Genomic DNA, 24,526 nt, shown 5'->3' with positions numbered 1-24,526 from the left:
AGATGACTGTCTGAATCGTGCTCTTGTTTCATGCTCCTAAATGAGCCGTGCACCGGTTGCCATGATCTCTTGAACAAATGGGTCCGGATGTTCAAGGTCTTTGCGTGAAAACGAATGAGGCTCGATGCATACGTTCATCTGCCGTGTTAGTTTCATTAAGCGTACGTCTTCATCATAACCGTCAATCTCATCCTTGTCCCAGAAGACGGCCAGGTCAATGTCACTGTCTGCCTTGGCCGTTCCTTTTGCATGAGAACCAAAAAGATATAAGCTTTGGATCGGAACACTATTTTTACGTAGTATCTGTATATACTCTTTGATGCTATTTTCGATCAGCGCTGCAATTTGTTTTTGAGCCATCGACGCATCTCCTTTATCTGGGCTACTCTTTGTAATGTGAAATCAAGACCTGCCTTGCGTGCAAATTGCTTCTTGTAATCCGGATATCTCCCTTTGATGTTGTATGTCGTCACCTCAAGTAGAAAATTTTCCTGATCAACTGTCATTTCTAAACCTGCATCTCGGGCTATTTTGAGCAGATGGTGAATACGCGGAACTTCTTTGTCAATATTTTGTACGTAAATTGCCTTGAGAAGTTTTTCAAGGACTAGATGGCCGACAAAAAGTGCCCAAGTGAAATGACCATTATCCAAAAGGCTGGTCATGACGGAACAATCTTTGTCGGATTCTTGCAGCCAGTAGAGTATATGCTCGTCTCGCGTCATATTGCCACTCGCAATGTAGGGAAGCAAAGGTGTCGCCTGTAACCCGGCTCTGAGGTTCACCACAATCCCGCCAGCGGCCCTCCCTTGGCCGCGAGCATATCCACTCTTTTTTCCACTTCCGGATCCGGTTCCAAGGCCGGGGCGTGGTGGGGTTTGGCTCGGGCGTCGATGACCAGGGGGCCGGGGCAGCCCCAGTGTTTGCAGGTCATGGTTTCGCCTGCTCCATAGATGTCGCAGGCTGGGTCGGAGCGGGTGAAGGTGGTCCAGATGAAGTTGTTCAGGGTTCGGGCGACAAAGGCGCTGTCGTCGGCCACGATGATCAGCGGCCAGTCCGGGAGTTGCCCTCTGGTGTGCAGTTCGTGGCAGAATTCGGCCATGATCGGGTCCTGGGCGTGCCGGGTCCGGGTGCAGGGTGGTCCCTGGATGACGAGGATTCCGGCCAGGACGTCCGGTGCGCAGACCTGGGGCGAGCCAAAACCATCCGGTAGGTGGAGGTCGCTGGGAAAAGACGTGGGCAGGGTCCTGTGGGGCGGGCCGGCAGCGGCGATCACCACCTTGGAGCCTTCGTTCAGCCCCAGACCGGAGTAGTCCAGGGTGTCCACGGTGGTTCGGGTCTGGAAGTGCAGATCCCGGGTCCAATCCACCCGCGCCAAGACATGGCGGAAGAAATTGGCGATGTCGTGGATGTCCAGACGGGAGTCGTCGGCTCGGTCGGCGATGAGCAGATATTTGGCCAGGGAGAGTTGGCCCTGGCCGAGAATGGCGTTGGCCTGGGTGAGCAGTTCCCGGGGAGCCCGCTCCGAATCATAGGGTACGTAGCGCTCGCTGCCCAGGGCCAGGAGCAGGGGATGCACCCCGGCTGCGTCCACGGCATGCACGGCCCGGACTCCCGGGAGCACGGTCGGAATGGCGTCACCGGTGAGTTCGTGGATCAGCGCGCCGAAGGTGGTGTCTTCCTGGGGCGGGCGGCCTACGGTAGTGAAAGGCCAGACCGCGTCCGGGCGGTGATAAACCCGGTCCACGGTGAGCACCGGGAAGTCGTGCTCCAGGCTGTAGTAGCCAAGGTGGTCGCCGAAGGGACCTTCGGGCAGGGTTTGGGCGTCTTTGACCACGCCGGAGATGCAGAAGTCGGCCTGAGCAGGCATGGGAAGACCGTTTGCGGAGCGGACCAGTTCCAGTCTGCCGCCGCCGAGCATCCCGGCGAAGCTGAGTTCCGGCATACCCTCGGGCAGGGGCATCACCGCGGCCAGGGTCATGGCCGGCGGTCCGCCGATGAACACGTTCACCCGCAACGGCAGGCCGCGCTGCAAAGCCTCGGCATGGTGCACCCCGATGCCCCGGTGGATCTGGTAGTGCAGGCCCGCTTCCCGGTCGGGAGCGTACCGCCCGCCGGAGAACTGGACCCGGTACATGCCCAGGTTGGAATGCATCCAATTGTTTTGGCCTGGCCTGCCCGGGCTTTCGGAGTAGACTTGGGGTAGGGTGACGAAGGCTCCGCCGTCCCTGGGCCAGGAAACCTGGTTGGGCAGGTCGGACAGGGCGCAGTTTTCGGCCAGGATCGGCCCGTTGGTCACGTACTTCGGCCGGGCGTTCCACAGGGTGCGAACCAGTCCCAGATATTTCCAGGGGGCTCGGAGCGCCTCGCTCGGATCGACCTTCAGCCTGACCAGTTTATCCAGGGCCGGGAGGGTGTCCCGGAAGATGTATCTGGCTCGGTCGAGGGTACCGAATAGGTTGCCCAGCATGGGGAAGCGGCAGCCTTTGACCCTGGTGAAGAGCAGGGCCGGTCCTCCGGCCTGGTAGACTCGGCGCTGGATGACCCCGGCTTCCAGGTACGGGTCCACCGCCACGTCCAGCCGGACCAGTCTTCCGGCAGCCTCCAAATCGCGAATGCATGCTTGCAGCGTGTCGTATCCCATGACGGTCTTGTACGCGACCGTGCTTGCAGCGTCCAGATTCGGAGCCTTGCACTTCCCCGATTCCATATCCGGAGTGGATCTTAAACGAAATCGAAATCGTGATCGAAATCGAACTTCATGGCCAAGAAGATGACGTAATCCCGATGATGCACAGTTTTTCTTCCGATTTCGATAGCGATTTCGATTTCGCTTGATGTTGTTCTCTCCGTTGCTTCCGAGAGGAAATCAGCCCAGGACTGAAGCGCCTCGAAAATTGACGGAAGTCTTGGCACCGACTATCCCAAGCATGACGTATGCCGCAATCGGCAATTCACCCTACTTTTTGTTTCAAAGGAGACTTGGTCATGTGTTCGGCTGAGAGTACGATATCCAAGAAATCAAGCGATACCGCCAAACTCGGACCGGTGGGATCGTTCATTACGCACCATTATCGGCATTTCAACGCAGCGGCCTTAATCGACGCGGCAAGGGCCTACGACGATTTTCTGGCCGACGGCGGGAAGATGATGATCACCCTGGCCGGGGCCATGAGCACCGCTGAGCTGGGGTTGTCCCTGGCCGAGATGATCCGTCGGGACAAGGTGCATCTGATCGTCTGCACCGGGGCCAATCTGGAGGAGGACATCTTCAATCTCGTGGCCCACGATTTTTACGAACGGGTGCCCAATTATCGGGACCTCACCCCCCAGGACGAAGCGGAACTGCTGGCCCGGCACATGAATCGGGTCACGGACACCTGTATCCCGGAAATGGAGGCCATGCGGCGGATCGAGAAGGCCATGCTCCAGGTCTGGGCCGCGGCGGACGCCAAGGGGGAGCGCTACTTTCCTCATGAGTTCTTCCGCCAGATCCTGGCCGCCGGAGACCTGGCTCCGTCCTACCAGATTGATCCGAAGGATTCCTGGATGCTGGCGGCCATGGAAAAGAACGTGCCCATGGTCGTGCCGGGTTGGGAGGATTCCACCTTGGGCAACATGTACGCCGCGGCCGTGCTGCGGGGCGAGGTCAAAAACGTGCACACCGTGCGCACCGGGATCGAGTATATGACCTGGCTGGCGGATCACTACACCCAGACCACGAAGCAAAATCCCCTGGGCATGTTTCAGATCGGCGGGGGAATCGCCGGGGACTTCCCGATCTGCGTGGTGCCCATGCTTCACCAGGACATGGAGCGGACGGATGTTCCGCTGTGGGGGTATTTCTGCCAGATCAGCGACAGCACCACCAGCTATGGCTCCTATTCCGGGGCCATCCCTAACGAGAAGATCACCTGGGGCAAATTGGGCGTGGACACGCCGAAGTTCATTATCGAGTCCGACGCGACCATCGTCGCGCCGTTGATCTTTGCCTATTTGCTTGGCTGGTAATATTTCTCGACGCGATCTTGGGAAGACCGGCAGGAGAGATGAATAAGGAGCGGAGCATGATACGGACAGTCGGAGTCTTCACCTGCTTGGCCGGCCTGCTGATTGCCGGTTGCATCTGGAATCGGGGCGGACGTGATCTTGGCGAACTGACCGCGGTTCCGATCTCCGAGGTCGCGTACCTCTGTATCGGCGAAGCACGGCTCACGGCCAGCTATTATGTACTCTCCGACAAGACGCTGCATTTCGTTCGCTTGGATATGCCGGACGGCGAGATGGTCACCTTGCCCAGTGCTCTTTCGGCTTCGGGGTCCAGGTATACCGATGAACGGGAGTACGTCTGGTGGGTCAAGGGCCGGGAAGGCTTTTTGGAGAAACGCGGGGATGACGGGGGCTGGCGGCTGTATCTTGAGGGATGCCGGGAATTGTAAAGAAGGTAACCACGGGGCGCAGGGGGAGCACGGGGAAAGGCAGTCTGGTTCATGTCCGCCCCCTGATCCCCGTGTGCCCCGTGGTTCATTTTTTCCCCCGTTATTGTCGGCGAAAAGACGTGCGGCGCTCTTTACGCCACGGCTGTTTCCTGCCATGATACTCGTTTTTTACGTCTATCCGAATCTCAAATAAATATCAGCAAGGATCACCAAGGCACGACAATGCTTCCCATGGACTGTTTGCGGGAAATCGAGGAACTGCTTTCCAGCGGCCGGTTGGTTCAGGATTTTCAGGACGGATGCGAGAACGATCGGTTCGTGATCCTGGAATTCCTGGAAACGTTGATGGACCTGGGCGAGGCCGCGGACGCCGCGGCCACGGAGGCCATTTTCAAAGGCTCCTATCTGGAGATGACGGCGGCGGCCAAGGACCAGAAATAACGGTTTTTGTCGCCGGAAGGATAGCCCCGGGCGGCCTGAAGGGACCAGCCTTCCGGAAGGGGTTCGGGCGGGGTCTCGTTGGCCATGATCAGGACCAGCCCCTTGGGTGCCAGCCAGGGGCGGACCAATTCCAGAAGTCGGGGCCAGGGCAGAAAGGCCCGGCTCAGGCACAGATCCACGGGAGCCAGGGCGGGCAAGGCCTGTTCGGCCCGTTCCGGTCGAACCATGGTCCGGCGCAGCCCCATGGCCGCGACGGCCTGGAGCAGAAAGGCCGTGCGCTTGCGGCGGATTTCCACCAGATGATACGTTCCCTGCGGCCAGAACAGCCGCAAGGGCAGGCCGGGCAGCCCGGCCCCGGCGCCCAGATCCACGGCCAGAGGTTTTTTCGGTTGATTACCCGTGGGGCTATCCGGAGCGTTTTTCAGCAGGGGCAGGGTGTCCAAAAAATCGGCCAACAGCCAACTGTCCGCCACCAGGTCCGTCAGGACGGTCCTCCAATCACCGGGTCCGACCAGATTCATGCGTTGATTCCACTGGAGCAGCAGCCCGAGATACCGGCTTAATCCCAGAGCTTGCTCCGTGGTCAGCGTCCGACCGAGGTCGGCGGCCAGGGCGGTAATCTGGTCCGGTGTCGGCGGAGTCGGGGAGGTGGTTTTGGCGGCCATGGGGCGATCCATGGCCGATCATGTGGGAAAATGCAAGAGGGGAGAGAGGGATGAAGGCTGAGACCTGGGAGCTGAGGTTTGAAACCGTGGTTTGAAAGTTGAAGCGGAACGAGAACGTACTGTTATGGACAAAAATATGAGAGAATCAACATCGAAAATCGTGGTTGTCTTTCCCGGTCAGGGGTCCCAGGAGTCGGGCATGGGAAGGGACGTGGCGGAGCGGTTCCCCGAGGCCATGGAATTGTGGAAGCGGGCGGAAAAGGCGGCGGGAGCGCCGTTGCGGGAAATCTATTGGGACGGCGCGGAACAGGACATGGCCCGGACCAGATATCTCCAGCCGGCCATGACCGCGACCACCCTGGGGTTGTGGATCGTGGGCCATGAGCGTTTGCGGGTGGACGGTCTGGCCGGTCACAGCCTGGGAGAATTCGCCGCGCTGGCCGCGGCGCGGGTTCTGGATATTCCGGCGGTCCTGGAACTGGCCGCGTTGCGCGGTCAGTTGATGGACGAGGTCGGGGCGGACCAAGGCGGCAAGATGGCCGCGGTGCTCAAGCTTTCCCAGGAGGCGGTCCAGGAAATCGTGGACGCGGTCCGAGGCGAAAGTGACCGGGAACTGCGCATCGCCAACCACAATTCTCCGGCCCAGTTCGTGATCAGCGGGACCGCCGACCTGGTGGACCAGGCCGCGGCCCTGGTCAAGGATCGCAAGGGCCGTGCCGTACCTTTGGCTGTGAGCGGGGCCTTTCATAGCTCTTTGATGGCCGAACCGGCCAAGGAGTTCGCCGGAGCATTGAAGAAATTGGATTGGCGCGCGCCGCGCATTCCGGTCTACTTCAACGTCACGGCGGCCGTGGAGCCTGATCCCGCCCGCATCCAGACCCTGGTGGCGGAGCAGATGACCTCTTCCGTGCTCTGGACCCAAAGCATTTTGGCTCAGTGGGATGACGGGGCCCGAACCTGGATTGAGCTTGGCCCCAAAGGGGTTCTGAGCCGGCTGGCTGGCGCGATTCTGGCCAAGGTGGACGTGCCCTGGGAGGCGAAGAGCATCTCCAGCCTGGAGCACCTGGAAGCGCTCGGTTCGACCGCCGGGAGTTGAGCCCGAGCCAGCAACTACTCAGCACAGAGAAATTCTGTTGCCGGAGTCGGAATCGGAATCGGGATCGGGATCGAAAACGCTGGGGTGCGTTCTAAATTCTTCCTGTTTCGATTCCGACTCCGATACCGACCCCGACACTGATTGCCGATGCAAGATCGGACACAAAATGTACTGAGTAGTTACAAGCCAAAGCCAAAGTATGACGTGAAAGGACACGGCCGTCGGGAGGCCGAAAAAAGAATCATCAACAAGACGAGACGACGCAACCCAATGCGAGCACAAAATTATTTGCGGGAATTGTTGACGCCCTTTCTGACCGAACACGGCCTGGAGTGGACCCCGGCCACGACCCTGGAACCACCGAGGGACAAGCGTTTCGGGGATTTGGCCACGAATATGGCCTTCACCCTGTCCAAGAAAGCCGGAAAGAACCCCCGGCAGATCGCCCAGGATATGGAACAGCGTTTGGCCGGCCTGGGCCACGGACGATTGGCCAAAGTGGAGACCGCCGGTCCGGGGTTCTTGAATTTCACCCTGGCCCCGTCTTTCTGGCAACAAGGCGTCCTGGACATCCTGGACCAGGGCGATGAATACGGACAGACCGACCTGGGTCGGGGTCGTAAGGTCCAGGTGGAGTTCGTCTCCGCCAACCCCACCGGCCCGCTGCACATCGGCCACGGGCGCGGGGCGGCCCTGGGGGACAGTCTGGCTCGTATCCTGCGGTTTATGGGCCACGACGTGACTACGGAATACTACCTTAACGACGCCGGTCGCCAGATGCGGCTCCTGGGGGCCTCGGTCCTGTCCCGGTATCTGGAACTGCTCGGGCGGGAAGCGGTTTTTCCCGAGGACGGGTACAAAGGTGAGTACATCCGGGAGTTGGCCCAAGGATTAGCGGACCGGGACGGAGAGCGGACAGCGGACCTTCCGGAGCAGGAAGCCCTGGACGTGGCCCGGGAATACGCCATGGCCCGGATTCTGGCCGGAATCCGCCAGGATCTCCAGGACTTTCGGGTGGAGCACCAGGTCTGGTTCTCCGAGTCCGGCTTGATCCGGGACGGGGCCGTGGAGCGGACCCTGGAGCGCTTGCGGGCGGACGGGCTGGCCTACGAGCAGGACGGGGCGCTCTGGTTCGCCAGCACCCGGTACGGGGACGACAAGGACCGGGTGCTGCGCAAGTCCGACGGCTCGTTGACGTACCTGGCCTCGGACATCGCCTACCACGCGGATAAGTTCGAGCGCGGCTTCGATCTGGTGGTGGACATTTGGGGCGCGGACCATCACGGCTACGTCGGCCGGATGAAAGCCGCAGCCCAGGCTCTGGGCCGGGCCCCGGAGGACTTGCAGTGCATTTTGGTCCAACTGGTCAACCTGCTCCGGGCCGGAGAGCAGATCGCCATGTCTACTCGGGCCGGGGAGTTCGAGACCCTGGCCGACGTGTGCGCCGAGGTGGGGCCGGATGCGGCTCGGTTTATCTTTCTCAGCCGCAAGAGCGACAGCCATCTGGACTTTGACCTGGAACTGGTCAAACGGCAGACCATGGACAACCCGGTCTACTACGTGCAGTACGCTCATGCCCGGATTCATTCCCTGCTGGCCAAGGCCGGAGAAGCCGGAGTGATTCCTTTGCGGCCGACCCTGGAGACGCTGACTCTGCTGGACGGAGAAGGGGATATGGAACTGCTCAAAGCCCTGGATCAGTTCGGCGATGTGCTGGTTTCCGCCGCGGTCACCCTCAGCCCGCATCACCTCAGCCACTATCTGTTGGATATGGCCGGAAAGCTGCACCGCTACTATACCACGCATCCGGTCCTGGCCGCGGGGGCGCCGGAATTGGTTCAGGCCCGACTGGCCTTGTGCCGGGCCGTGGCCCAGGTGTTGCGTAACGGGTTGGGTTTGCTGGGTGTGAGCGCACCGGAGAAGATGTAGGCCGATTCGGATATGGCGCAGAAGAACTCCAAACCCTCGACTTCCCCCGGCGGAAAGAAGAAACGCTGGCGGTTTGAACTGGGTCCCTTTGGGATGCTCGGCGTGGGATTGGTGGGCACTTTGGTCATGGCCTGGGCGTTCATTTTGGGCATTCTGGTTGGCAGAGGATACCATCCGGAGTCGGTGATTCCGGAAATCGGTTGGGAGTCCGCCAAACTGCCGACGCTCTCCACGCCGCGAACCGTTTTGCAGCCCGAGGAACTGCGATTTCACGAGACGCTTCAGGAACGGGGCAGCCAACCCTCCCCTGAAGCGCCCCGCCGAGTCGAACCGCCGCGGGTTTCGGCTCCAGTCCGGCAGACTCCTCAGGCCCAGCGGGAGGCCGCGCCTGATCACGCCCCGGCTCCGGTCGTCGCCGCGCCCGAACCGACTGGCCCGACTGGCCCGACTGGACAGGCAGGGCTTGCGGAACCTCTGGAACCGGCAGGACCGCGTTTTGAGTTCGTCTATCAAGTGGCCTCGTTTCAGAATGACAGCCAGGCCAGGGCGTTGCAGCAAAACATTGCCTCCACGGGACTGTCGGCGTCCGTGGAAGCTGGAATGGTCAATGATCGGCAATGGTATCGGGTGTTGGTCACGGTGCGCGGCTCGCAGGCCGAGGCGGACCTGGCCAAGTCGCGGCTTCAGGGTTTGGGCATCGCGGACCCTTTCCTTCGGGCCAAAAAATCCTTATGAGGCATTTCACTTCTTCGGGAGTGGAAACATTTTGTTTAGGAGGATCGAATATGATCAATTTTGTACCACGGCAGGCATTTTTCACCAGGGGCATCGGCAGACACAAAAACAAACTTCAGTCGTTCGAGTTGGCGTTGCGCGACGCCGGGATCGAAAAGCTGAATCTGGTCTATGTGTCCAGTATCTTCCCTCCAAACTGCAAAATGGTCACAGTGGAAGAAGGGGTGAAGCAGCTCAGTCCGGGACAGATCACCTTTTGCGTGATGGCCCGTAACGCCACCAACGAGAAGGGGCGTTTGGTGGGGTCGGCCGTGGGCATGGCCTTTCCGGCCAGCAAGGAGCACTACGGCTACATTTCCGAGCATACCGCCTTTGGGGCCGATGAGCAGGAACTGGGCGACTTTGCCGAAGACCTGGCCTCCACCATGCTGGCCACAACCCAGGGCGTGGACTTCAACCCGGAGACCGCTTATGACGAAAGACGGCAAATCTATCTGATGAGCGGGAAAATCATCGACTCGGCCTCGGCCCCGGTTGTGACCATGGGGCAAGCCGGGGTCTGGACCACCACGGTTTCCGCCGCGGTGTTCCTCCCCTGAGGCCGCACTTAAAAAACGCCGTTAACGGGCCGAGGTGAATCCGCTTCCCTCGGCCCTTTTTTTTGGGGGCGGTTCCGTACTATTCCATTTTGTTCCGATCATGCGTTATTCGCTTGAGAAAATGTAGTTATCGGTGTCGGCGTCGGTATCGCTTTCGGGATCGATACTGTGTGTTCGCCTATACCATTAATTCGACCCCGATTCCGATTCCGACTCCGATACCGATACCGGTAGAGAAACTTTGAATTGGAAATGGTATTACAAGGAGCAACTCCAAGGAGCAACTCCAAGGAGCAACGTTAGACGACATGAACATTCGACGTATCGACACCTTGCACAGTGGAGAGGAAGACGGCTTGACGCCCCTGAAAACCCTTGATTTGGATGCCGTGGAGGATTTCGACGAACTGGTGACGGCCATGTCCCGCACCGCGTTCGGCGGGCGCTGTCTGGGTGAGGCTCTGGACGTTCTGGAGGCCATGGTCAGCGATCCGGAATGCTTGGTGGTGGGGACCTTTTCCGGGGCGATGACCGTGGCCAAGATGGGCAAGGTGCTGTGCCGGATGATCGACAACGGCTGGCTGGATATCATCGTGTCCACCGGGGCGCTGATGGCCCATGGATTCATCGAATCCATCGGGCTGCGCCACTATAAGCACGAACCGCACCGGATGAACGACGCGGCGCTGTTCGAAAAGGGCTACAATCGGGTTTACGACACCCTGGAACCGGAAACCAATTTCATGCAGGCCGAACGGGTCATCGCCCGGGTGATGGAAGAAGTGGGTGCCGACGCCCATTTGAGTTCGGAGAGTCTGTGCCGGGCCATCGGTCGGCATTTGACCGACAATTATGACGGTCCGGGTATCCTCAAAAGCGCCTTTGCCAAGGACGTGCCGGTGTATATCCCGGCCTTCACGGATTCGGAGCTGGCCTTGGACGTGGCTTCGTACATGCTGCGCAACCACCCGGAGTGGCAGTCCCTGGACATCGACGAGCCGGGCAAGCTCCCCTTTCAGTTCAATCCGTTTCTGGACCTGTTCAGCTACACCAAACGAATTCTGGGGGCCAAACGGATCGGGATCTTCACCATTGGTGGAGGCGTGCCCCGGAACTGGGCCCAGCAGGTCGGGCCGTTTCTGGAAATTCTCAGCCAGCGCGTCGAGTCCATGAAGACCACGGCCCGGCGCTTTCACTACGCCGTGCGGATCTGTCCGGAACCGGTGCACTGGGGCGGTTTGAGCGGCTGCACGTACCAGGAGGGCGTCTCCTGGGGCAAGTTCGTCGCGCCCAAGGACGGCGGGCGGCACGCGGAGGTGCCCAGCGACGCGACCCTGGTCTGGCCTTTGCTGATCAAGGCCCTGGAACAACGTTTGGCCAAGCGTGGGGCCGGCCACGCCGCCGAGGCGAGCTCTGACACCGCGCGGGAGAAACAAGCATGAAGCGCTTCGTGATCATCGGCAACGGGCCCGCGGCCAACAGCGCCGCCGAGGCGATCCGTAAACAGGATCAGAGCGCGTCGGTGGTGATGTTTTCCCGCGAATCCCAAGGCCACTACTACACCCCGGCCTTGCCGGAATTGGTGTCCGGGGAAAAGGCCGCGGGAAAGCTGATTGTCCATGGCCCCCAGTGGTATGAGCGACTTGGAATTGACTTGCGATTGGACTGCCCGGTCCAGGACGCCAACCCTGAACGCCGTCTCGTGACCACGGCGGAGGGCGAGGAGGTAGGCTACGACGCTTTGCTCCTGGCTACGGGCGGCAACGCATTCGTTCCGCCCATTCCCGGAACCGACGATCAGAAGGTGACATCGAAAGTGTTCACCTTGCGGACCATGGCCGATGCGGAGAGGATTAAGGCCGTGGCGGGCAAGGGGCGACGGGTTGCACTGATCGGCGGGGGCCTGTTGGGGTTGGAGGCTGGAAACGGCCTGCGCCGGACCGGCGCCCATGTGGAGGTGGTGGAGGTTTTCCCGCGTCTGCTGCCCCGGCAGACCGATCTCCAGGGAGCGAAGCTGCTTCAGGAGTTGCTGGAAAACATGGGATTCGCCTTTCACCTGGGCAGGAAGACCGAACAGATCGCCCGGATGCCTGACGGCCTGGAGATTCGCCTGGACAACGGAACTCGTTTGACGGCGGACATGATCCTGATTTCCGCCGGGGTGCGTCCGGAACTGGGACTGGCACGGAAGCTCGGGTTGGCCGTGGACAAGGCCGTGCTGGTGGACGACCGGATGCGGACCTCCTTGGCGAATGTATACGCCGCCGGTGATGTCTGCGAGCACCGGGGCCGGTATTACGGGATCTGGCCGGCGGCGGTGGAGCAGGGCCGGGTCGCCGGAACGAACATGGCCGGAGGGCCGGCGGAGTATGCGGGCACCATGCCGAGCAACTCCTTGAAGGTGGCCGGAATCGCCCTGACCGCCTTCGGCGAGATCGACGCCGAGGGCCGCCACGAATCCCTGATCTTCCAGGACCAAGCAAAAGGCCTGTACCGCAAGGTGGTCCACGATCAGGGCCGGATGCTCGGCGGGATTTTTCTCGGCGACGACCAGGGGGCCAGGGCCGCGCTGGCGGCCATGCGCCGGGATCAGGTCGTCAGCCCCGAAATCCAAGCCCTGTTCCCGGTGGAATAGCTCTCATCATCCGCCTAAAAAACTGACCTGTTCAGGTCTTCCGGTACCGCTGCGGGAGGGCTGGGCAGCACGACGCTGATCGTCGTTCCGGCATCCTCGGAAGATGTCGCGGAAATTGTTCCTCCCTGGGTTCTGGCGATCAGGGCCGCGGAGTAGGCTCCCAGGCCGGTGCCGTGGCGCTTGCCTGCGGTGACGTATTTTTCAAAAAGCCGGTTCCGGATGGCCGCCGGAATCGCGCCCTGGTTGTGGATGGTGATGAGCGAACCGTCATGGACCGTCTTCAGGCCGATGGTGATCGTGCCGCCTTTGGGTGAGGCCTCCGCCGCGTTCTTGAGCAGGTTGGAGAGCATGGACAGGCAGAGCAGTTTTTCTCCGAATACGAAAAAGCGTTCGTCCGAGGTCGTTCCCGAGGTCGTCCCCGAGGTCGGCCTGCGTCCATTGAGTTCCATTTCCACCCACAGTTGCATCACTCTGACGAATTGGTCGATTTGGGGGAGAATCTCCCGCATCAGGGCCATGACTTCCACGGGCTCGGGGTTCAGTTCGTAGCTGCCCTGCTCCATCTTGAACAGATCCAGGGACAGGTTGATCTGGTTGAGCATGTTGTGGCCGGCATCGCGGATCATGGTCAGCGATTCGACCATGGTTTCCGATAGTCCGGCCTGATGCAGGAGCATGTCCGGAAGGCCGATGATCGCCCCCAAGGGCGATTTGAGGTCATGCCTGACGATTCGCTCCACGTCGGCTTTGAGAAATTCCAGATGTTGGCGGGCCGTGATGTCTACGGCCACGTAGAGCGAGGTGTCCGTCGCCACCGGGGATATGGAAATCTCCCAGGTCTTTCCGGCGGCCTCGATTTGGAGCGGGGTATCGATGTTTTGCAGTTTCTCGGCAAGGGTCACGGATTCGTGAATTTCGCGGCGCACCGGTTTCGGAAAAAATGGCCCGTTGGCCGACTTGTTGGGCGTGATGTCCATGAGCTGCGCTTCGGAGTTGGCGAACAAGACCTGGTATGTGGCGGTGTTCAGCAGCACCAGGGGGTAGGGCAGGCTGTTCAGGATCAGTTCCCGCAGTTTGCGCTGGGTCATGGCTTCACGCTGGAAGCGGATCGTCTCGTTGCAGCGTTCCAAGGTCCCCAGCAAGTCCTGAATGGAGACGGGTTTGGAGAGAAAGCCGTCCGCTTTGAGCTGGATGGCGCGTTTCAGGATGCGTGAGTCCTCAAAGCCGGTGATCAGGACGATCTGGGTGATGGGAGACAGGGAGCGGATGGCCTGACCCATTTCCAGACCGTCCATGCGGGGCATTTCCATGTCCGTGAGCACGATGTCCGGGCGGCTGCGGGCAAATTCGAAAAATCCTTCGTGGCCGTCCCTGGCGCAAAGAACCTGGTGGACGTGAGGGCGGAGCATTTCTTTCAGAAATTCCAGGATGACGGGCTCGTCTTCGACGCAAAGCACGGATATGTCGAAGTAGATTGAGGGCTGGTCAGTCATGGGGATGCTCGTTGATCAGTTTCGAGTTTGCGTGGCAACTTCGAGGAAGTCACCCGGCCATCCGGAAAAATTCTTCGGCCCAGGTCATGGCTTGGGCGTAACAGGTGCCGACCTGGATCGGATTCAGGTCCAGTTGAGCCGCCAGGACATCCACGCGGTCCCATTGACCCTGTTCAAATTGGGCGGCCAGTTCCAGCCAGGGAGCAAAGGGGCTTGGGCGGCCGCAGAGTGTCGCCTTGAGGGCGTCGGTCAACGGCAGGAAGTCCACCAAGTCCGGCATGGACATGTCGAACATGACGTCCAGCAGGGAAAACAGGCCCAGCAGGAACAGTTCGTCAGGGTCCACGTCCGAACGGTCTGAACCCGCGAGTTCCAGAAATCGCGCTCGGTGGGCCGAGAGCAAGGGAAGCTGGGAGGTTTTTTCAGGAGGACAGAGATCCGTGAGAATGACCATGCGCAACCAGATTCTGGCTTGTTTCGCGCCCAGGTAGGCGACGGCCCGCTGCACCGTGGTGATGGGCTGGATCACGCCGAAAAAGGGAGAATTGAGAAACTTGAGCAGCCGATACGTCAAGGACACGTCGTTTTGGAGGGTCTTGGCGATTTCATTCCAGTCTACATTTTTGTTGTTCAACATTTTCAACAATTTCAGCCGGACGACCTGGATGGAGGAAAGCTTTTTCGAGGCAATGACTTCGGGCTTCTGGAAGAAAAAGCCCAGAAAGAACTCCGCCCCCAGCCGCTTGGCCTCGGCAAAGGCCTTCGGCGTTTCGATCCGTTTGACCAGGACCGGAATGCCGGTTCGGGTCGCGGCGTTCATGGCTTGGGTGAATGCCTCCGAGGACTCGATCAGGGCGTCCACGATAAGGTAATCCGCTTCGGCCAGGACGTGATGACAAGAGTCCAGCGGACCGTCCAGGGCCAGCCGGTAACCCGTCGCGCGTAGTTCGGTGATTACGCCGGGCACAGTCCCGTCCCGGCAAAGGCTGGGGGTCAGCTTGATGATCATGTTGTGCGGCGGCAGGGCGTAGGGGACCTCGTGGACCAGGGCCGTGATCGAAAATTCCATCAGCAGGTATGTGTCGCGGGCCGGCCCCAGACTCGGGGATGCCGCCGCTTCCAGGACGACTTGCACCGTGGCCTGGTCTTGGTCCTCAAACCGCGCGGACTCGGCCTGTTCGCAGTCCCTGTACAACAGTTGATAGCCCCACAGTTTCATGTTCCGGTCGAATATGGGATGGCGGGCGAAAAAGCAGGATTGTACGGATGGAGGTGGTGGGGGAGATGGGCGCATTACCGGGTATTCCTTCGTAATTTCATGGATTGGTCACGCGCTGGGCATACTCTCATCGGAGCGCGGATCGCCGTGCTGGTTTATTGAAATTTTACTTGCCCGCGGGGAGGTGACCGCTTCAGGGCCGCGGATTTGGTCAGCGGCTCTGATCGTGTTGCCGTCATGGTGTACATTGAAAGTGTCCGGTCGACAATTGCCGAATGTCCGTTTTCAGCGGGACGAGCCCTGTTCGCCGTTCTATCGATGAATGCTTGGCAGGGCAGATTTGTTCTCGATCCTCACCAGCTATCTGAATCGGTATCGAAATCGTGATCGAAATCGAACATATCCAAAAAGACGGCGTTATCAGGGGGTGATGCACAATATTTCCGATTTCGATCGCGATTTGGATTTTGATGAGAACAGATTTGCTCTGTTCGACCTGGGGAACGGGCTTGACGTAAAGCAAGTTGGCATGACAATAATAAAAGGGTTTGATTGACGATTTTTTGGCATCTGGTGTACCCAAGAAGTTATTTCGGATTGCTTCCTTTAACCGCGACACAAGGAGCCGCTCATCTGATGGACATCTGTACAACCGTAGCCGCAGCTGAAGCCGGTGAACTTCTGGAACAGGTCATAGCGGAGCGGGCCAAACTGATCGTTATCCCGACGCTTCTGAGCCGTTCACCCAAGTCCGTGGCGGGGATGATTTCTTCCTTTACCAAAAAAAATATCAACCTGGAATTGACCTCCCTGGGCGGGCTGACCATGACCAACTGGCTGCGCGACGAGGTCGCCTGCTATTTTCAGTTGAACGACAGGGCCAAGGCCTGCGAATTTTACTACAACTTCACTTCCCCCGTTCTTTCCCTGACCAAGCAGCCCGGAGGATATGTCTGCGTCCTGCGGACTCCCGAGGCCCTTTCCCTGGGTCAGCGGCGGTCGAGCATGCGCATCTTTCCCAGGCCGGAACATGTCTTGGGCTTTTCTCTTTGGCCTCAAGGGCAGTTCATGGTCAAGTGTCCGGAGACGAACAAGGTCAAACTGAATCCGCCGATGATCAACAACGACCATCTCCAGGAAAAACAGGTCCAACTCCTCGACCTCTCGGCCGGAGGGATGAAAGTCAACCTCCGGCATTCCGGATTGAAGGACGTGATAGAGGCCTGGGAAGACATGCCCGGGGTGGTGATCTGGTTGGTCCTGCATGATCCCAAGAAAGGCTGCAACATGACGCTCTGGTTCAAGGGGCGAATTTGTTACACCCAGGTTGACCACGCTTCCAAAGACATCGTCAGCGGCCTTGAACTGACGGCCGAGGGCATCAAGGAAAAAGGCGGCAAATTGGTTTGGCGGGCGGTGGAGCGTCGAATGATCAAAGATCTGGCAGCCTGGACCTACGAGCGATACCTGGAGACCACCCGAGGCACTCGCTGATCAAAAGCCTGCTCCGCGCTCTCAAATTCTTGGACCCGCAAACCGTTCCAACGCGACACTTCGACCACAGCTTGCACTGGGCTGGACTGTCGTTGGCCACGACCACTGTTTGCGACGAATACGGCATGGGATGGGGAGGTGTTTGGGGTCAGTAGGCATGTTGGAAGAACGTCTGGGTCCAATCCACGGCTTCGGCGTAACTGGAGGCTACCCTGAGCGGGTCCAGGCCGAGTTCGTTGATGCAGGCGTCCGCTTCGTCCCAGTTCGAGCGTTCAAAGGCGTCGGCCAGTTTCAACCAGGGCAGATACGGGCTCCCCGCTTGTCGGCACAAACCGGCTTTGAAATCGTCGTCCAGGGGGAGGTTGCGCAGGATGTCCGGCATGGGCAGGTCCAACAAGGCTTCCAGCAGGGAAAGCAGGCCCAGTAAGAAAAGGGACTCCGGGGTGACGTTTTCAGGAGAGCGTCCGGAGGCCGCGGACTGCAGGAACTTGCCGCGCAAGGCGGCGGAAAAGGGCAGTTCGTGGGTTTTGCCGGGCAGGGTGGTTTCCTTGACCAAAATGACTTCAAGCATGTGCCGGACGTGCTTCAGGCCGATGAAGGACAGGGCCCTGCGGATGGAGGTGATCTTGGTCACCGGGCTGAAACGGGCGGAGTTGACGTACCGCAACAGGCGATAGCTGAGAGCGACGTCCTTTTCCAGAATATCGGCCAACTTGTCCGGATTGGGCGGGTCCTCGTTGAGAATCGCGAGAAGTTTAAACCGCAAGGCGTGGTGGGGTGTCAGGCGCGGCCCGTGGAAGGTTTCCGGCTTTTGGAAAAAGAAGCCTTGAAACAAGCTCACGCCGTGACGCTTCAATTGTTCGAAAATCGCATGGGTCTCGACCCGCTTGGCCATGACCAGGACATTCGCGGCGTGGGCGGCGTGGATCATGCCGGGAATTCGATTTTCCGGAACGGTCATGGCGTCCAGAATCAGGATGTCGAGCCCAGAAACCTCCGGCACGACAGCTTCGGCGTCGTCCTCCCAGGCCAGAAGATACCCAGCCGTGCGCAATTCCTGAAGCTGTTTCTGGATGGATGATTCGGCCCGGGAGCCGATATATTTGACCACGGTTTTGCCCGGAGGCATGGCAAAGGGTGCGCTCCGGACCACATTCTCCCTGGTGAAGGTAATCAGGTTTTTGGTCTGGCCATGGGGATCGAGGAGCGGATTCATCGCGATGTTGCGAATGATCTCCAGGGTGGCTTCCTCGCCATCCTCAAAGCTGGCGGCCACCGAGGCGGCGGTGGCCCGATGGAAAAGCTGGTAGCCCCAGATTTTTTGGGACTGATCAAAGATGGGCTGCCTGCCGACAAAGAAAGGAAGCGGTCCCCAGTTGGCGCTCAGATCGGTTCGCACGGCATGATCTCCGAATGACTTGATATGTCGGCTGGTGCCGGATTTTGTTGGTCGAGACGTGGGAAAAGCTTCTTAACAGTTGAAAAAGCCGGATTCTGCAGGCTGTTCAAAAACCTCGATGGTAAGGCGCAAAAAAAAGTTCAAGGCCGAAAGGTAGTTAGTCATGCGGAGGGTTTGAACTTTTTGCAGCAACGCAGCTACCGGGGATTTTTCAGCAGCCTGCTAAGCTGGTCGGGAACTCTGACCGGCTTTCCTCTCCCCGTGGAACTACGGTGGCGGCACCGGCTACAGCCCGAGATCCTCGTTGACCAGAACGACCTTGATTCGTCCTTTGGGGAAAGATTTTTCGGTGATCGTCCAGGTGTTACAGATTCGTTCAGGGCTTTTGCAGTCCTCGCAAAAGCCCGTTTTGACGCAAGGCGTCTTCATCTTTAGGCGGGCGGCATTGGCCGGGGCCACGAATCCCTTGACTCGGAGCATGGCCTCCTCCACATCCACGCACAGTTTGTTGCGACCCACCAGAACCACCACATGGCGAGGGCCGAAGACCAAAGCCCCGACCCGATTGCCGTACATGTCCAGGTTGATCAGCTGGCCGCTCTCGGTCAGGGCGTTGGTCCCGGTGAAATACAGGTCGCAAAGCAGGGCCTGACGGCGCAGTTCCTGTTTTTGGCCCTTGTTCAGGGACGGGTCGGAGGTGTCCAGCACCTTTAAACCCTTGCGCTGTTTCAGGGCGTCCATGATCCCCGAATCGGAAAAGGTCACGGAGCCGCCCCAGGCGATTACCTCGGGATTCACCGCCGGGAGAATCACGTTCAGGACGGTCTCCCTGGCTTGGACCAGATTCTCCACCAGGTAAGTCTCGAAATTGTTGCTTTCCAGTCCTTCTTGGGCCTTGTGCAGGCGTTTGTTCCAGAACTGCGTCAAATAGTCGCTCATGGAGATGCTCCGATACGTGGTTTGTTGAGGGGAGATTCAGCGGTTCACGGTTTCGATGGTCGGCGGGGTCATGGTTCCCAGCGTCCGTGGTTGCGGCGCATTTCAATGTGTTCCACGCGTTCCACTCGGCCACGATCGCTGATGAAGGAATTGAGCAGCCAGCCCACGAGGCTGATGATCAGCGAGCCGAGCAGGGCTGAGCCGAATCCGGTCACATGAAAGGAGCCGACCACGCCGGAGACCATCATCAAGAGCAGGGCGTTGATCACGAACAGGAACAGCCCCATGGTCAGGATGGTCGCGGGCAGGGTCAGGATGATCAGGATCGGGCGCAGGATGGCGTTGAGAATACCGAGTACGGCAGCGGTGACCAGGGCGGAGAGAAAGCCCGCTGTCTGAATTCCCTCAACCAGATAGGCCGCGGCCAGAATCGCCACGGTCAGCATCAGCCAACGCAGAAAAATGCCGGGCATGGTGGTCGTCTCCTCATTGGTGTCAGGGGCGGCGGCGAGCGCCGGGTCGCGCGGGAGCGGTCAGGATGGCCCGGATGTCTTGAAGTTCCTGGATGATCCCGGTGGTCAGCTCATGAACCTGGGCGCTTTCCGTCAACCGGCGTCTCGCGCCGTCGATGGTCAGACCGTCTTCGTGGAGCAGCTTTTGAATCCTTCGCAATACGGTCATGTCGTCCTGGGTGTAGAGTCGCTGGCCTTTTTCGGTTCGCAGGGGGGCCAGCTGGGGAAATTCCGTCTCCCAATAGCGCAGCACGTACGGCTCAAGGCCAAGCTTTCGGGCCGCCTCGCCGATGCGCAGGCGCTTCGGGCCCGGGGAGATTTCAGGAAACATCCGTTGGGTGCTGGGCATGGCTGGTCCGCTGGATGTGGATTGCGGGAGATTCCGATTCCAGGGCGTTTACAGGCCCAGGTCGCTCACGGCCCAGCCTATAGCAGGAAAACGGAGAAAGAGCCAGGTGGGGGAAAAGAGGGAATTCTCTTTTCCCCCTTTTCTCTCAGGAAAAACGGACCGGGAGTTGTTCCTGGAGGCGGGAGCAAAGTCCCTGGTGGAGCTGGTCGATTTCCTCGTTGGTCAGGCTACGTTCCGGGTGGCGGTAGGTCAGGCGCAGGGTGTGGCGGACTTCGTCGGCTTCGGGCTGGGTTTTCGGAAGGAAGCGGTCCACCAGGATTACGTCCTGGAGCAGCTTGATGTCGGTGGATTGAATGGCCTCTTGAATCGCGGCGCAGGTTACGCTCTGTGAACTGATCACGGTCATGTCTCGGCGGACAGGAGGAAAGGTCGGCAGGGCCGTGAAGCTTTGGACCGACTCGGCCCAGCGACGCTGGAGCAGATCCAGATCGATTTCCGCCAGGAACAGTTCACGCCGGGCGTGGCAGGATTCGGCGATTTCCGCACGGACCTGGCCCAGCCAGCCGCAGGATTCACCGTCCAGCAGGATTTCCGCGCAAGGCAGGCAAATGGAATGGTCGGCCAGGGTCCGGAACGTGGCGGCGGGCAGGCGCAGATGGCGCAGGAGGTGCTCCACCACGCCTTTGAGGTCGAAGACGTCCACGGAATTCGCCACGGACTCCGTGGGATGGGGCCAGCCTTCGGGGTGGCGCTGGCCGGTCAGGGCCAGGCCCAGGCGTGAGGGCTCCCGTGCCCCGGTTTCGGAGCCTGCATCGGGCTGGAAGACTACGGCGGTTTCGAAAAGCCGCAGGGTGGTGTTGCCCTGGGTCAGGTTGTGCCGCACGCTTTGCAGCAGGCCGGGGGCGAGTTGGGGCCGCAGGACGTTCTGATCTTCGGAGAGGGGGTTGCGCAGGGCAATGGTCGTCTCGGCGTCGGCCAAGTCGCCCATCAGACCCATCAGGGTTAGTTCCTGGGTGGAGACGAAGCTGTAGTTGACCACCTCTGTCAAGCCCAGGCCTTGGCCCCAGGTTTTCACCCGGCGAGCAAAGTCGGTCCTGGGAGCCAGTGAGGCCAGTTGGTCAAGGGATTTGGCCGCCCGGGGCAGGACCGCGGGAATGCGGTCCAGGCCGTAGCAGCGGCCGATCTCCTCGATCAGATCCGCTTCCCGCTCCAGGTCCCGGCGGGAGCCGGGCGGGGTGACGTGCCAGACGGGCTGGTCGTCGTCGGCCACGGCGCAGCCCAGGGCTTGCAACGTGGTTTTGCAGAAAGCGTCGTCCAGGGACAGGCCGAGCAGTTTCGTGGCCCGCTGGGGGCGAAAGGCGATGCGGGGGGCCTGCCAAGGCCGGGGCTCGCTTTTGACCGTCCCGCGCAGCACCGAGCCGCCGGCGGTTTCTCTGATCAGGGCCATGGCCCGATCCAGGGCTAAAGCCGAGCCGGGCTGGTCCACCCCGCGCTCGAAGCGGTAGGAGGATTCGCTGGACAGGCCCAGGCGGCGGGAGGTCTTGCGGATGGAAATGGGATTGAAGACCGCGCATTCCAGAAGAATGTCCGTGGTCGTCTCCGTGACTTCGGAGTTGGCGCCGCCCATGACCCCGGCCAGGGCCACGGCTTTTTCCGCGTCGTTGATCAGCAGATCTGTGGCCAGCAGCGTGCGTTCCTTACCGTCCAGTGTGGTGAACCGTTGGCCTTCCTCGGCCCGGGCGACCCGGATGGCCGGGCCTGCCAGCTTGGCCAGGTCGAAGGCGTGCAGGGGCTGGCCAAACTCCATGAGAATGTAGTTGGTCACGTCCACCACGTTGTTGATGGGCCGTTGCCCCACGGCCAGGAGTCGGCGCTTCAGCCACGCCGGGCTGGGAGCGATGCGGATGCCCTGGATGATCCGGGCCTGGTACAGGGGGCAAAGGCCCGGATCGTCAATGGCTATGGACACGGCTTCGGAGCACTCGGGGCCTTCCTCGGGCAACCGAGATTGAGGCGGGTTCAGGGGCAGATTGAACTCCGCGGCCACTTCCCGGGCCAGACCGAGTACGCTGAGGCAATCGCCGCGGTTCGGCGTGATGGATATGTTCAGAACTTCGTCTTTCAGGTCCAGGACTCGCAACAGGCTGTGCCCAAGGTTGAAGTGGCCCTCCAGGACCATGATCCCATCGCTTTCGTCGCCCAGGCCAAGTTCGATCTCCGAACAGATCATGCCCAGGGAGGTCTCTCCGCGAATCTCGGTCGCGACGATTTCCTTGCCGTCTGGAAGGATCGCGCCGGGTTTGGCCACGGCCACCAGCTGCCCCCGGGCCACGTTGGGCGCGCCGCAAACAATGGGCAACGTTTTAACCTGGCCGATGTCCACCTTGCACAGGCTGAGCCGGTCCGATCGCGGATGGCGATCGCATTCCAGGACCCGGCCCACGACGACATCGGCAAGGTGGGCGAAGGGGCGGATGATCTCTTCTACTTCCAGACCAAGCATGGTCAGGCGGTCGGCCAATTGTTCGGCCGAACCTTCATATGGCGTGAACTCGCGCAGCCAGTTCAGACTTAAAAGCATGGGGAACCTCGGGGGGCAGGGGACAGAAGTCAGTTGTCGGGCGTCAGTTGTCAGAAGTCAGGACTCAGAAGGCAGAAGGTCGCGTGAACTGATCCTTGGGCGGAAGGGTGATTTCCGGGCAAAGAAGATGCGGTCGGTTCTTCACGCCCCTGAAGACTGGCCGGATCAGCCGAATTGGGAGACGAACCGGACGTCGTTTTCGAAGAACATGCGCAGGTCGCCGATGCCGTATTTGAGCATGGCCACTCGCTCCACGCCCAGTCCGAAGGCGAAGCCGGCGTACACTTCCGGATCGTACTCCACTGCCGTGAAGACCGCCGGATCGATCATGCCGCAGCCCAGGATTTCCAGCCAACCGGTCTGCTTACAGACCCGGCAGGTCTTCCCGGCGCAGACGCCCCGGCCGCCGCAGAGCATGCAGGAAATGTCCACTTCCGCGCTGGGTTCGGTGAAGGGAAAGAAGCTGGGGCGGAAGCGGACCACGGTGTCCGGACCGAAGATTTGATGGACAAAGGCGGTCAAGGTGCCGCGCAGGTCGGCCATGCTTACGTCCTTATCCACGAGAAAGCCTTCGATTTGGTGGAACATCGGGGTGTGCGTCAGGTCGGAGTCCCGACGGTAGACCTTGCCCGGCGCGATGGCTGCCACGGGCGGGGTCTTGCGCTGCATGGTGCGCACCTGCAAGGGCGAGGTATGGGTCCGCAGCAGGGTGTTTTCACCGATATAGAACGTATCCTGCATGTCCCGGGCCGGGTGGTCCGGGGGCAGGTTCAGGGCCTCGAAGTTGTAGAAGTCCGTTTCCAACTCCGGGCCTTCCACCACCTCAAACCCCAGCGAAACGAAGGCTCGGCAGATTTCCTCGGTAACCAGGGTCACCGGGTGGAGGCTGCCCAGCCAGTGGGAGCGCCCGGGCAGCGACGGATCGAAGCGGGCCAGAAGCTCGTGCTCCTTGCGCCGTTCCAACTCCCGCAGGCGGGCTTCCATCCGTTCCTGGAGCAGGGCCTTGACCTGATTGGCCTTCTGGCCAAGGGCAGGACGCTGATCCGGAGGCGTCTTGGCCAAGCCGGACATCAACCCGGCCAAGCGCCCCTTGCGGCCCAGGTAGGCCACGCGGATGGATTCGACTTCAGCGGCGGTGTCGGCTGAACCCAGGCCCTGTTCCAGGGCCTGGGCCAGTTCGTCCAACTGCTCGGCCAAGCCGCTGGAGCGTTCCGGGTTCGAATCGGTCATGATCAGACCAGCTTGGCTTTGGCCATTTCGGCCAACTTGCCGAAGTGTTCCTTTTCCCGAACAGCCAGGTCGGCCAGGACCTTGCGGTTCAGTTCGATGCCGGCCTGGGACAGGCCGTGCATGAATTTACTGTAGGACAGACCGTGGACCCGGGCCGCGGCGTTGATGCGCACGATCCACAGGGCGCGAAATTCACGCTTGCGAACCTTGCGGTCGCGGTAGGCGTACGCCAGGGCGCGCTCCACCGTGACGCGAGCGGTGCGGTACAGTCTGCTTCGGGCGCCGCGATAGCCCTTGGCCATATCCAAATATTTCTTATGCCGGCGGTGGGCCGCCAAGCCGCGTTTTACACGCATGGACTCAACCTCCTCGTTGGTGAAAGGCAATCAAAACCGTGTTTAGGCCCGTGTTTGAAATTCTCAACCACGGGCCGAAGAATCATTGATAAATCCAAACCCTATTTCGCAAAAGGGATCATCTTGCGCACGGACTTCACATTGGCCGGTGCGAGGATGGTGTCCTTGCCCAACTGCCGTTTCCGTTTCGGGCTTTTCTTGGTCAAAATATGGCTCATGAAGGCCTTGCGGCGCTTGATTTTCCCGGAGCCGGTCAACTTGAACCGCTTGGCGGCGCTTTTTCGTGTCTTCATCTTCGGCATGGTAGTTCTTCTCCTTACGGACTGAATGGACAAATATGTATCGTCGTCCGTGGCTTTCCACGGCGTTCCGGATTATTTCGAGGACCCGGCGGCTTAGGCAATCCGGGCCACGG

24 protein-coding genes are annotated in these 24,526 nt (G+C 60.2%); 10 read left to right on the top strand and 14 right to left on the bottom strand.

Annotation, left to right across the window (positions count from 1 at the left end):
• Positions 1 to 36 precede the first annotated feature (36 nt).
• From DESLA_RS0108135 to DESLA_RS0108125, 3 genes are read right to left on the bottom strand one after another with little or no spacing between them, the layout of a single operon-like run.
• Complete coding sequence (locus tag DESLA_RS0108135; RefSeq protein WP_028572068.1) at positions 37 to 360, bottom strand: nucleotidyltransferase domain-containing protein; 324 nt, start codon at positions 358 to 360, stop codon at positions 37 to 39.
• Positions 333 to 785, bottom strand: coding sequence for a HEPN domain-containing protein (locus DESLA_RS0108130; RefSeq protein ID WP_051434505.1), 453 nt, complete (start codon positions 783 to 785; stop codon positions 333 to 335). Before DESLA_RS0108130 ends, DESLA_RS0108135 begins: the two co-directional genes overlap by 28 nt.
• Positions 782 to 2,644 (bottom strand): UbiD family decarboxylase, encoded by a 1,863-nt coding sequence (locus DESLA_RS0108125; RefSeq protein ID WP_028572066.1) that lies wholly within the window; start codon positions 2,642 to 2,644, stop codon positions 782 to 784. The genes DESLA_RS0108130 and DESLA_RS0108125 overlap by 4 nt, the downstream gene beginning before the upstream one ends.
• Before the next feature lie 344 nt (positions 2,645 to 2,988).
• Between DESLA_RS0108125 and DESLA_RS0108115 the strand changes: the two genes are divergently transcribed.
• The 3 genes from DESLA_RS0108115 to DESLA_RS0108105 all read left to right on the top strand — a co-directional run bounded on the left by DESLA_RS0108115 (position 2,989) and on the right by DESLA_RS0108105 (position 4,880).
• A complete protein-coding gene (locus DESLA_RS0108115) occupies positions 2,989 to 4,011 on the top strand; it encodes a deoxyhypusine synthase family protein (RefSeq protein ID WP_051434504.1) in 1,023 nt (340 codons plus the stop codon).
• Positions 4,012 to 4,067: 56 nt separating this feature from the next.
• Complete coding sequence (locus DESLA_RS0108110; RefSeq protein WP_084031964.1) at positions 4,068 to 4,439, top strand: MliC family protein; 372 nt, start codon at positions 4,068 to 4,070, stop codon at positions 4,437 to 4,439.
• A gap of 222 nt (positions 4,440 to 4,661) precedes the next feature.
• A complete protein-coding gene (locus DESLA_RS0108105; RefSeq protein WP_028572062.1) occupies positions 4,662 to 4,880 on the top strand; it encodes a hypothetical protein in 219 nt (72 codons plus the stop codon).
• Here the strand turns inward: DESLA_RS0108105 and DESLA_RS0108100 are convergent.
• Positions 4,841 to 5,545, bottom strand: coding sequence for a 16S rRNA (guanine(527)-N(7))-methyltransferase RsmG (locus tag DESLA_RS0108100; RefSeq protein WP_028572061.1), 705 nt, complete (start codon positions 5,543 to 5,545; stop codon positions 4,841 to 4,843). The genes DESLA_RS0108105 and DESLA_RS0108100 overlap by 40 nt on opposite strands.
• A gap of 136 nt (positions 5,546 to 5,681) precedes the next feature.
• Between DESLA_RS0108100 and DESLA_RS0108095 the strand changes: the two genes are divergently transcribed.
• The 6 genes from DESLA_RS0108095 (at position 5,682) to DESLA_RS19445 (ending at position 12,539) form a co-directional block, all read left to right on the top strand.
• A complete protein-coding gene (locus DESLA_RS0108095) occupies positions 5,682 to 6,641 on the top strand; it encodes an ACP S-malonyltransferase (protein WP_028572060.1) in 960 nt (319 codons plus the stop codon).
• Positions 6,642 to 6,911: 270 nt separating this feature from the next.
• Positions 6,912 to 8,570, top strand: coding sequence for an arginine--tRNA ligase (argS, locus tag DESLA_RS0108090; protein ID WP_028572059.1), 1,659 nt, complete (start codon positions 6,912 to 6,914; stop codon positions 8,568 to 8,570).
• Positions 8,571 to 8,582: 12 nt separating this feature from the next.
• Positions 8,583 to 9,305 (top strand): SPOR domain-containing protein, encoded by a 723-nt coding sequence (locus tag DESLA_RS0108085; protein WP_028572058.1) that lies wholly within the window; start codon positions 8,583 to 8,585, stop codon positions 9,303 to 9,305.
• A gap of 50 nt (positions 9,306 to 9,355) precedes the next feature.
• Entirely contained in the window at positions 9,356 to 9,904 is a 549-nt protein-coding gene (locus DESLA_RS0108080) for a pyruvoyl-dependent arginine decarboxylase (RefSeq protein WP_084031963.1), read from the top strand.
• 308 nt (positions 9,905 to 10,212) lie between these two features.
• Complete coding sequence (locus DESLA_RS19450; RefSeq protein ID WP_051434503.1) at positions 10,213 to 11,346, top strand: deoxyhypusine synthase family protein; 1,134 nt, start codon at positions 10,213 to 10,215, stop codon at positions 11,344 to 11,346.
• Positions 11,343 to 12,539, top strand: a complete 1,197-nt coding sequence (locus tag DESLA_RS19445; protein ID WP_051434502.1) for an NAD(P)/FAD-dependent oxidoreductase — start codon at positions 11,343 to 11,345, stop codon at positions 12,537 to 12,539. Before DESLA_RS19450 ends, DESLA_RS19445 begins: the two co-directional genes overlap by 4 nt.
• 14 nt (positions 12,540 to 12,553) lie before the next feature.
• Here DESLA_RS19445 and DESLA_RS21625 read toward each other — a convergent pair whose 3' ends face one another.
• Positions 12,554 to 14,032 (bottom strand): response regulator, encoded by a 1,479-nt coding sequence (locus tag DESLA_RS21625; protein WP_051434501.1) that lies wholly within the window; start codon positions 14,030 to 14,032, stop codon positions 12,554 to 12,556.
• A 49-nt stretch (positions 14,033 to 14,081) separates the two neighbouring features.
• Positions 14,082 to 15,251 (bottom strand): EAL and HDOD domain-containing protein, encoded by a 1,170-nt coding sequence (locus DESLA_RS0108060; protein ID WP_028572056.1) that lies wholly within the window; start codon positions 15,249 to 15,251, stop codon positions 14,082 to 14,084.
• A gap of 636 nt (positions 15,252 to 15,887) precedes the next feature.
• Here DESLA_RS0108060 and DESLA_RS0108050 point away from each other — a divergent pair.
• Positions 15,888 to 16,745, top strand: a complete 858-nt coding sequence (locus tag DESLA_RS0108050; RefSeq protein WP_028572055.1) for a PilZ domain-containing protein — start codon at positions 15,888 to 15,890, stop codon at positions 16,743 to 16,745.
• Between the two features lie 148 nt (positions 16,746 to 16,893).
• Here DESLA_RS0108050 and DESLA_RS0108045 read toward each other — a convergent pair whose 3' ends face one another.
• From DESLA_RS0108045 to rpmI, 8 genes are all read right to left on the bottom strand, one after another.
• The gene (locus DESLA_RS0108045; RefSeq protein ID WP_028572054.1) at positions 16,894 to 18,144 is read right to left on the bottom strand and encodes an EAL and HDOD domain-containing protein; all 1,251 of its coding nucleotides are present in this window, start codon (positions 18,142 to 18,144) and stop codon (positions 16,894 to 16,896) included.
• A 285-nt stretch (positions 18,145 to 18,429) separates the two neighbouring features.
• On the bottom strand, positions 18,430 to 19,083 hold the full coding sequence (locus DESLA_RS0108040) for a lactate utilization protein (RefSeq protein ID WP_028572053.1): 654 nt from the start codon (positions 19,081 to 19,083) through the stop codon (positions 18,430 to 18,432).
• Positions 19,084 to 19,151: 68 nt separating this feature from the next.
• Positions 19,152 to 19,556 (bottom strand): phage holin family protein, encoded by a 405-nt coding sequence (locus DESLA_RS0108035; protein WP_028572052.1) that lies wholly within the window; start codon positions 19,554 to 19,556, stop codon positions 19,152 to 19,154.
• Between the two features lie 22 nt (positions 19,557 to 19,578).
• The gene (locus DESLA_RS19435; RefSeq protein WP_245590024.1) at positions 19,579 to 19,944 is read right to left on the bottom strand and encodes a MerR family transcriptional regulator; all 366 of its coding nucleotides are present in this window, start codon (positions 19,942 to 19,944) and stop codon (positions 19,579 to 19,581) included.
• A gap of 145 nt (positions 19,945 to 20,089) precedes the next feature.
• On the bottom strand, positions 20,090 to 22,525 hold the full coding sequence (gene pheT / locus DESLA_RS0108025; RefSeq protein WP_028572051.1) for a phenylalanine--tRNA ligase subunit beta: 2,436 nt from the start codon (positions 22,523 to 22,525) through the stop codon (positions 20,090 to 20,092).
• A gap of 165 nt (positions 22,526 to 22,690) precedes the next feature.
• The gene (gene pheS, locus DESLA_RS0108020) at positions 22,691 to 23,755 is read right to left on the bottom strand and encodes a phenylalanine--tRNA ligase subunit alpha (RefSeq protein WP_051434500.1); all 1,065 of its coding nucleotides are present in this window, start codon (positions 23,753 to 23,755) and stop codon (positions 22,691 to 22,693) included.
• A 2-nt stretch (positions 23,756 to 23,757) separates the two neighbouring features.
• Positions 23,758 to 24,111, bottom strand: coding sequence for a 50S ribosomal protein L20 (gene rplT / locus DESLA_RS0108015; RefSeq protein WP_028572049.1), 354 nt, complete (start codon positions 24,109 to 24,111; stop codon positions 23,758 to 23,760).
• Positions 24,112 to 24,212: 101 nt separating this feature from the next.
• Positions 24,213 to 24,413: a 50S ribosomal protein L35 gene (gene rpmI, locus DESLA_RS0108010; RefSeq protein ID WP_028572048.1), complete on the bottom strand. Its 201-nt coding sequence runs from the start codon at positions 24,411 to 24,413 to the stop codon at positions 24,213 to 24,215.
• Positions 24,414 to 24,526: the final 113 nt, after the last annotated feature.

Origin of the sequence: Desulfonatronum lacustre DSM 10312 (genome assembly GCF_000519265.1) — a bacterium.
In the GTDB taxonomy this organism is placed as follows: Bacteria; Desulfobacterota; Desulfovibrionia; order Desulfovibrionales; family Desulfonatronaceae; genus Desulfonatronum; species Desulfonatronum lacustre.
Note: the sequence above shows the minus strand (reverse complement) of the source record. Positions and strands in the feature narration are given on the sequence as shown.

Bases quoted from the DNA above. Each gene is read 5' to 3' on its own strand.
- DESLA_RS0108135 (WP_028572068.1), bottom strand. From the start codon at position 360: ATGGCTCAAAAACAAATTGCAGCGCTGATCGAAAATAGCATCAAAGAG.
- DESLA_RS0108125 (WP_028572066.1), bottom strand. From the start codon at position 2,644: ATGGGATACGACACGCTGCAAGCATGCATTCGCGATTTGGAGGCTGCC.
- DESLA_RS0108115 (WP_051434504.1), top strand. From the start codon at position 2,989: ATGTGTTCGGCTGAGAGTACGATATCCAAGAAATCAAGCGATACCGCC.
- DESLA_RS0108110 (WP_084031964.1), top strand. From the start codon at position 4,068: ATGATACGGACAGTCGGAGTCTTCACCTGCTTGGCCGGCCTGCTGATT.
- DESLA_RS0108105 (WP_028572062.1), top strand. From the start codon at position 4,662: ATGCTTCCCATGGACTGTTTGCGGGAAATCGAGGAACTGCTTTCCAGC.
- DESLA_RS0108100 (WP_028572061.1), bottom strand. From the start codon at position 5,545: ATGGCCGCCAAAACCACCTCCCCGACTCCGCCGACACCGGACCAGATT.
- DESLA_RS0108095 (WP_028572060.1), top strand. From the start codon at position 5,682: ATGAGAGAATCAACATCGAAAATCGTGGTTGTCTTTCCCGGTCAGGGG.
- argS (WP_028572059.1), top strand. From the start codon at position 6,912: ATGCGAGCACAAAATTATTTGCGGGAATTGTTGACGCCCTTTCTGACC.
- DESLA_RS0108085 (WP_028572058.1), top strand. From the start codon at position 8,583: ATGGCGCAGAAGAACTCCAAACCCTCGACTTCCCCCGGCGGAAAGAAG.
- DESLA_RS0108080 (WP_084031963.1), top strand. From the start codon at position 9,356: ATGATCAATTTTGTACCACGGCAGGCATTTTTCACCAGGGGCATCGGC.
- DESLA_RS19450 (WP_051434503.1), top strand. From the start codon at position 10,213: ATGAACATTCGACGTATCGACACCTTGCACAGTGGAGAGGAAGACGGC.
- DESLA_RS19445 (WP_051434502.1), top strand. From the start codon at position 11,343: ATGAAGCGCTTCGTGATCATCGGCAACGGGCCCGCGGCCAACAGCGCC.
- DESLA_RS21625 (WP_051434501.1), bottom strand. From the start codon at position 14,032: ATGACTGACCAGCCCTCAATCTACTTCGACATATCCGTGCTTTGCGTC.
- DESLA_RS0108060 (WP_028572056.1), bottom strand. From the start codon at position 15,251: ATGAAACTGTGGGGCTATCAACTGTTGTACAGGGACTGCGAACAGGCC.
- DESLA_RS0108050 (WP_028572055.1), top strand. From the start codon at position 15,888: ATGGACATCTGTACAACCGTAGCCGCAGCTGAAGCCGGTGAACTTCTG.
- DESLA_RS0108040 (WP_028572053.1), bottom strand. From the start codon at position 19,083: ATGAGCGACTATTTGACGCAGTTCTGGAACAAACGCCTGCACAAGGCC.
- DESLA_RS0108035 (WP_028572052.1), bottom strand. From the start codon at position 19,556: ATGCCCGGCATTTTTCTGCGTTGGCTGATGCTGACCGTGGCGATTCTG.
- DESLA_RS19435 (WP_245590024.1), bottom strand. From the start codon at position 19,944: ATGCCCAGCACCCAACGGATGTTTCCTGAAATCTCCCCGGGCCCGAAG.
- pheT (WP_028572051.1), bottom strand. From the start codon at position 22,525: ATGCTTTTAAGTCTGAACTGGCTGCGCGAGTTCACGCCATATGAAGGT.
- pheS (WP_051434500.1), bottom strand. From the start codon at position 23,755: ATGACCGATTCGAACCCGGAACGCTCCAGCGGCTTGGCCGAGCAGTTG.
- rplT (WP_028572049.1), bottom strand. From the start codon at position 24,111: ATGCGTGTAAAACGCGGCTTGGCGGCCCACCGCCGGCATAAGAAATAT.
- rpmI (WP_028572048.1), bottom strand. From the start codon at position 24,413: ATGCCGAAGATGAAGACACGAAAAAGCGCCGCCAAGCGGTTCAAGTTG.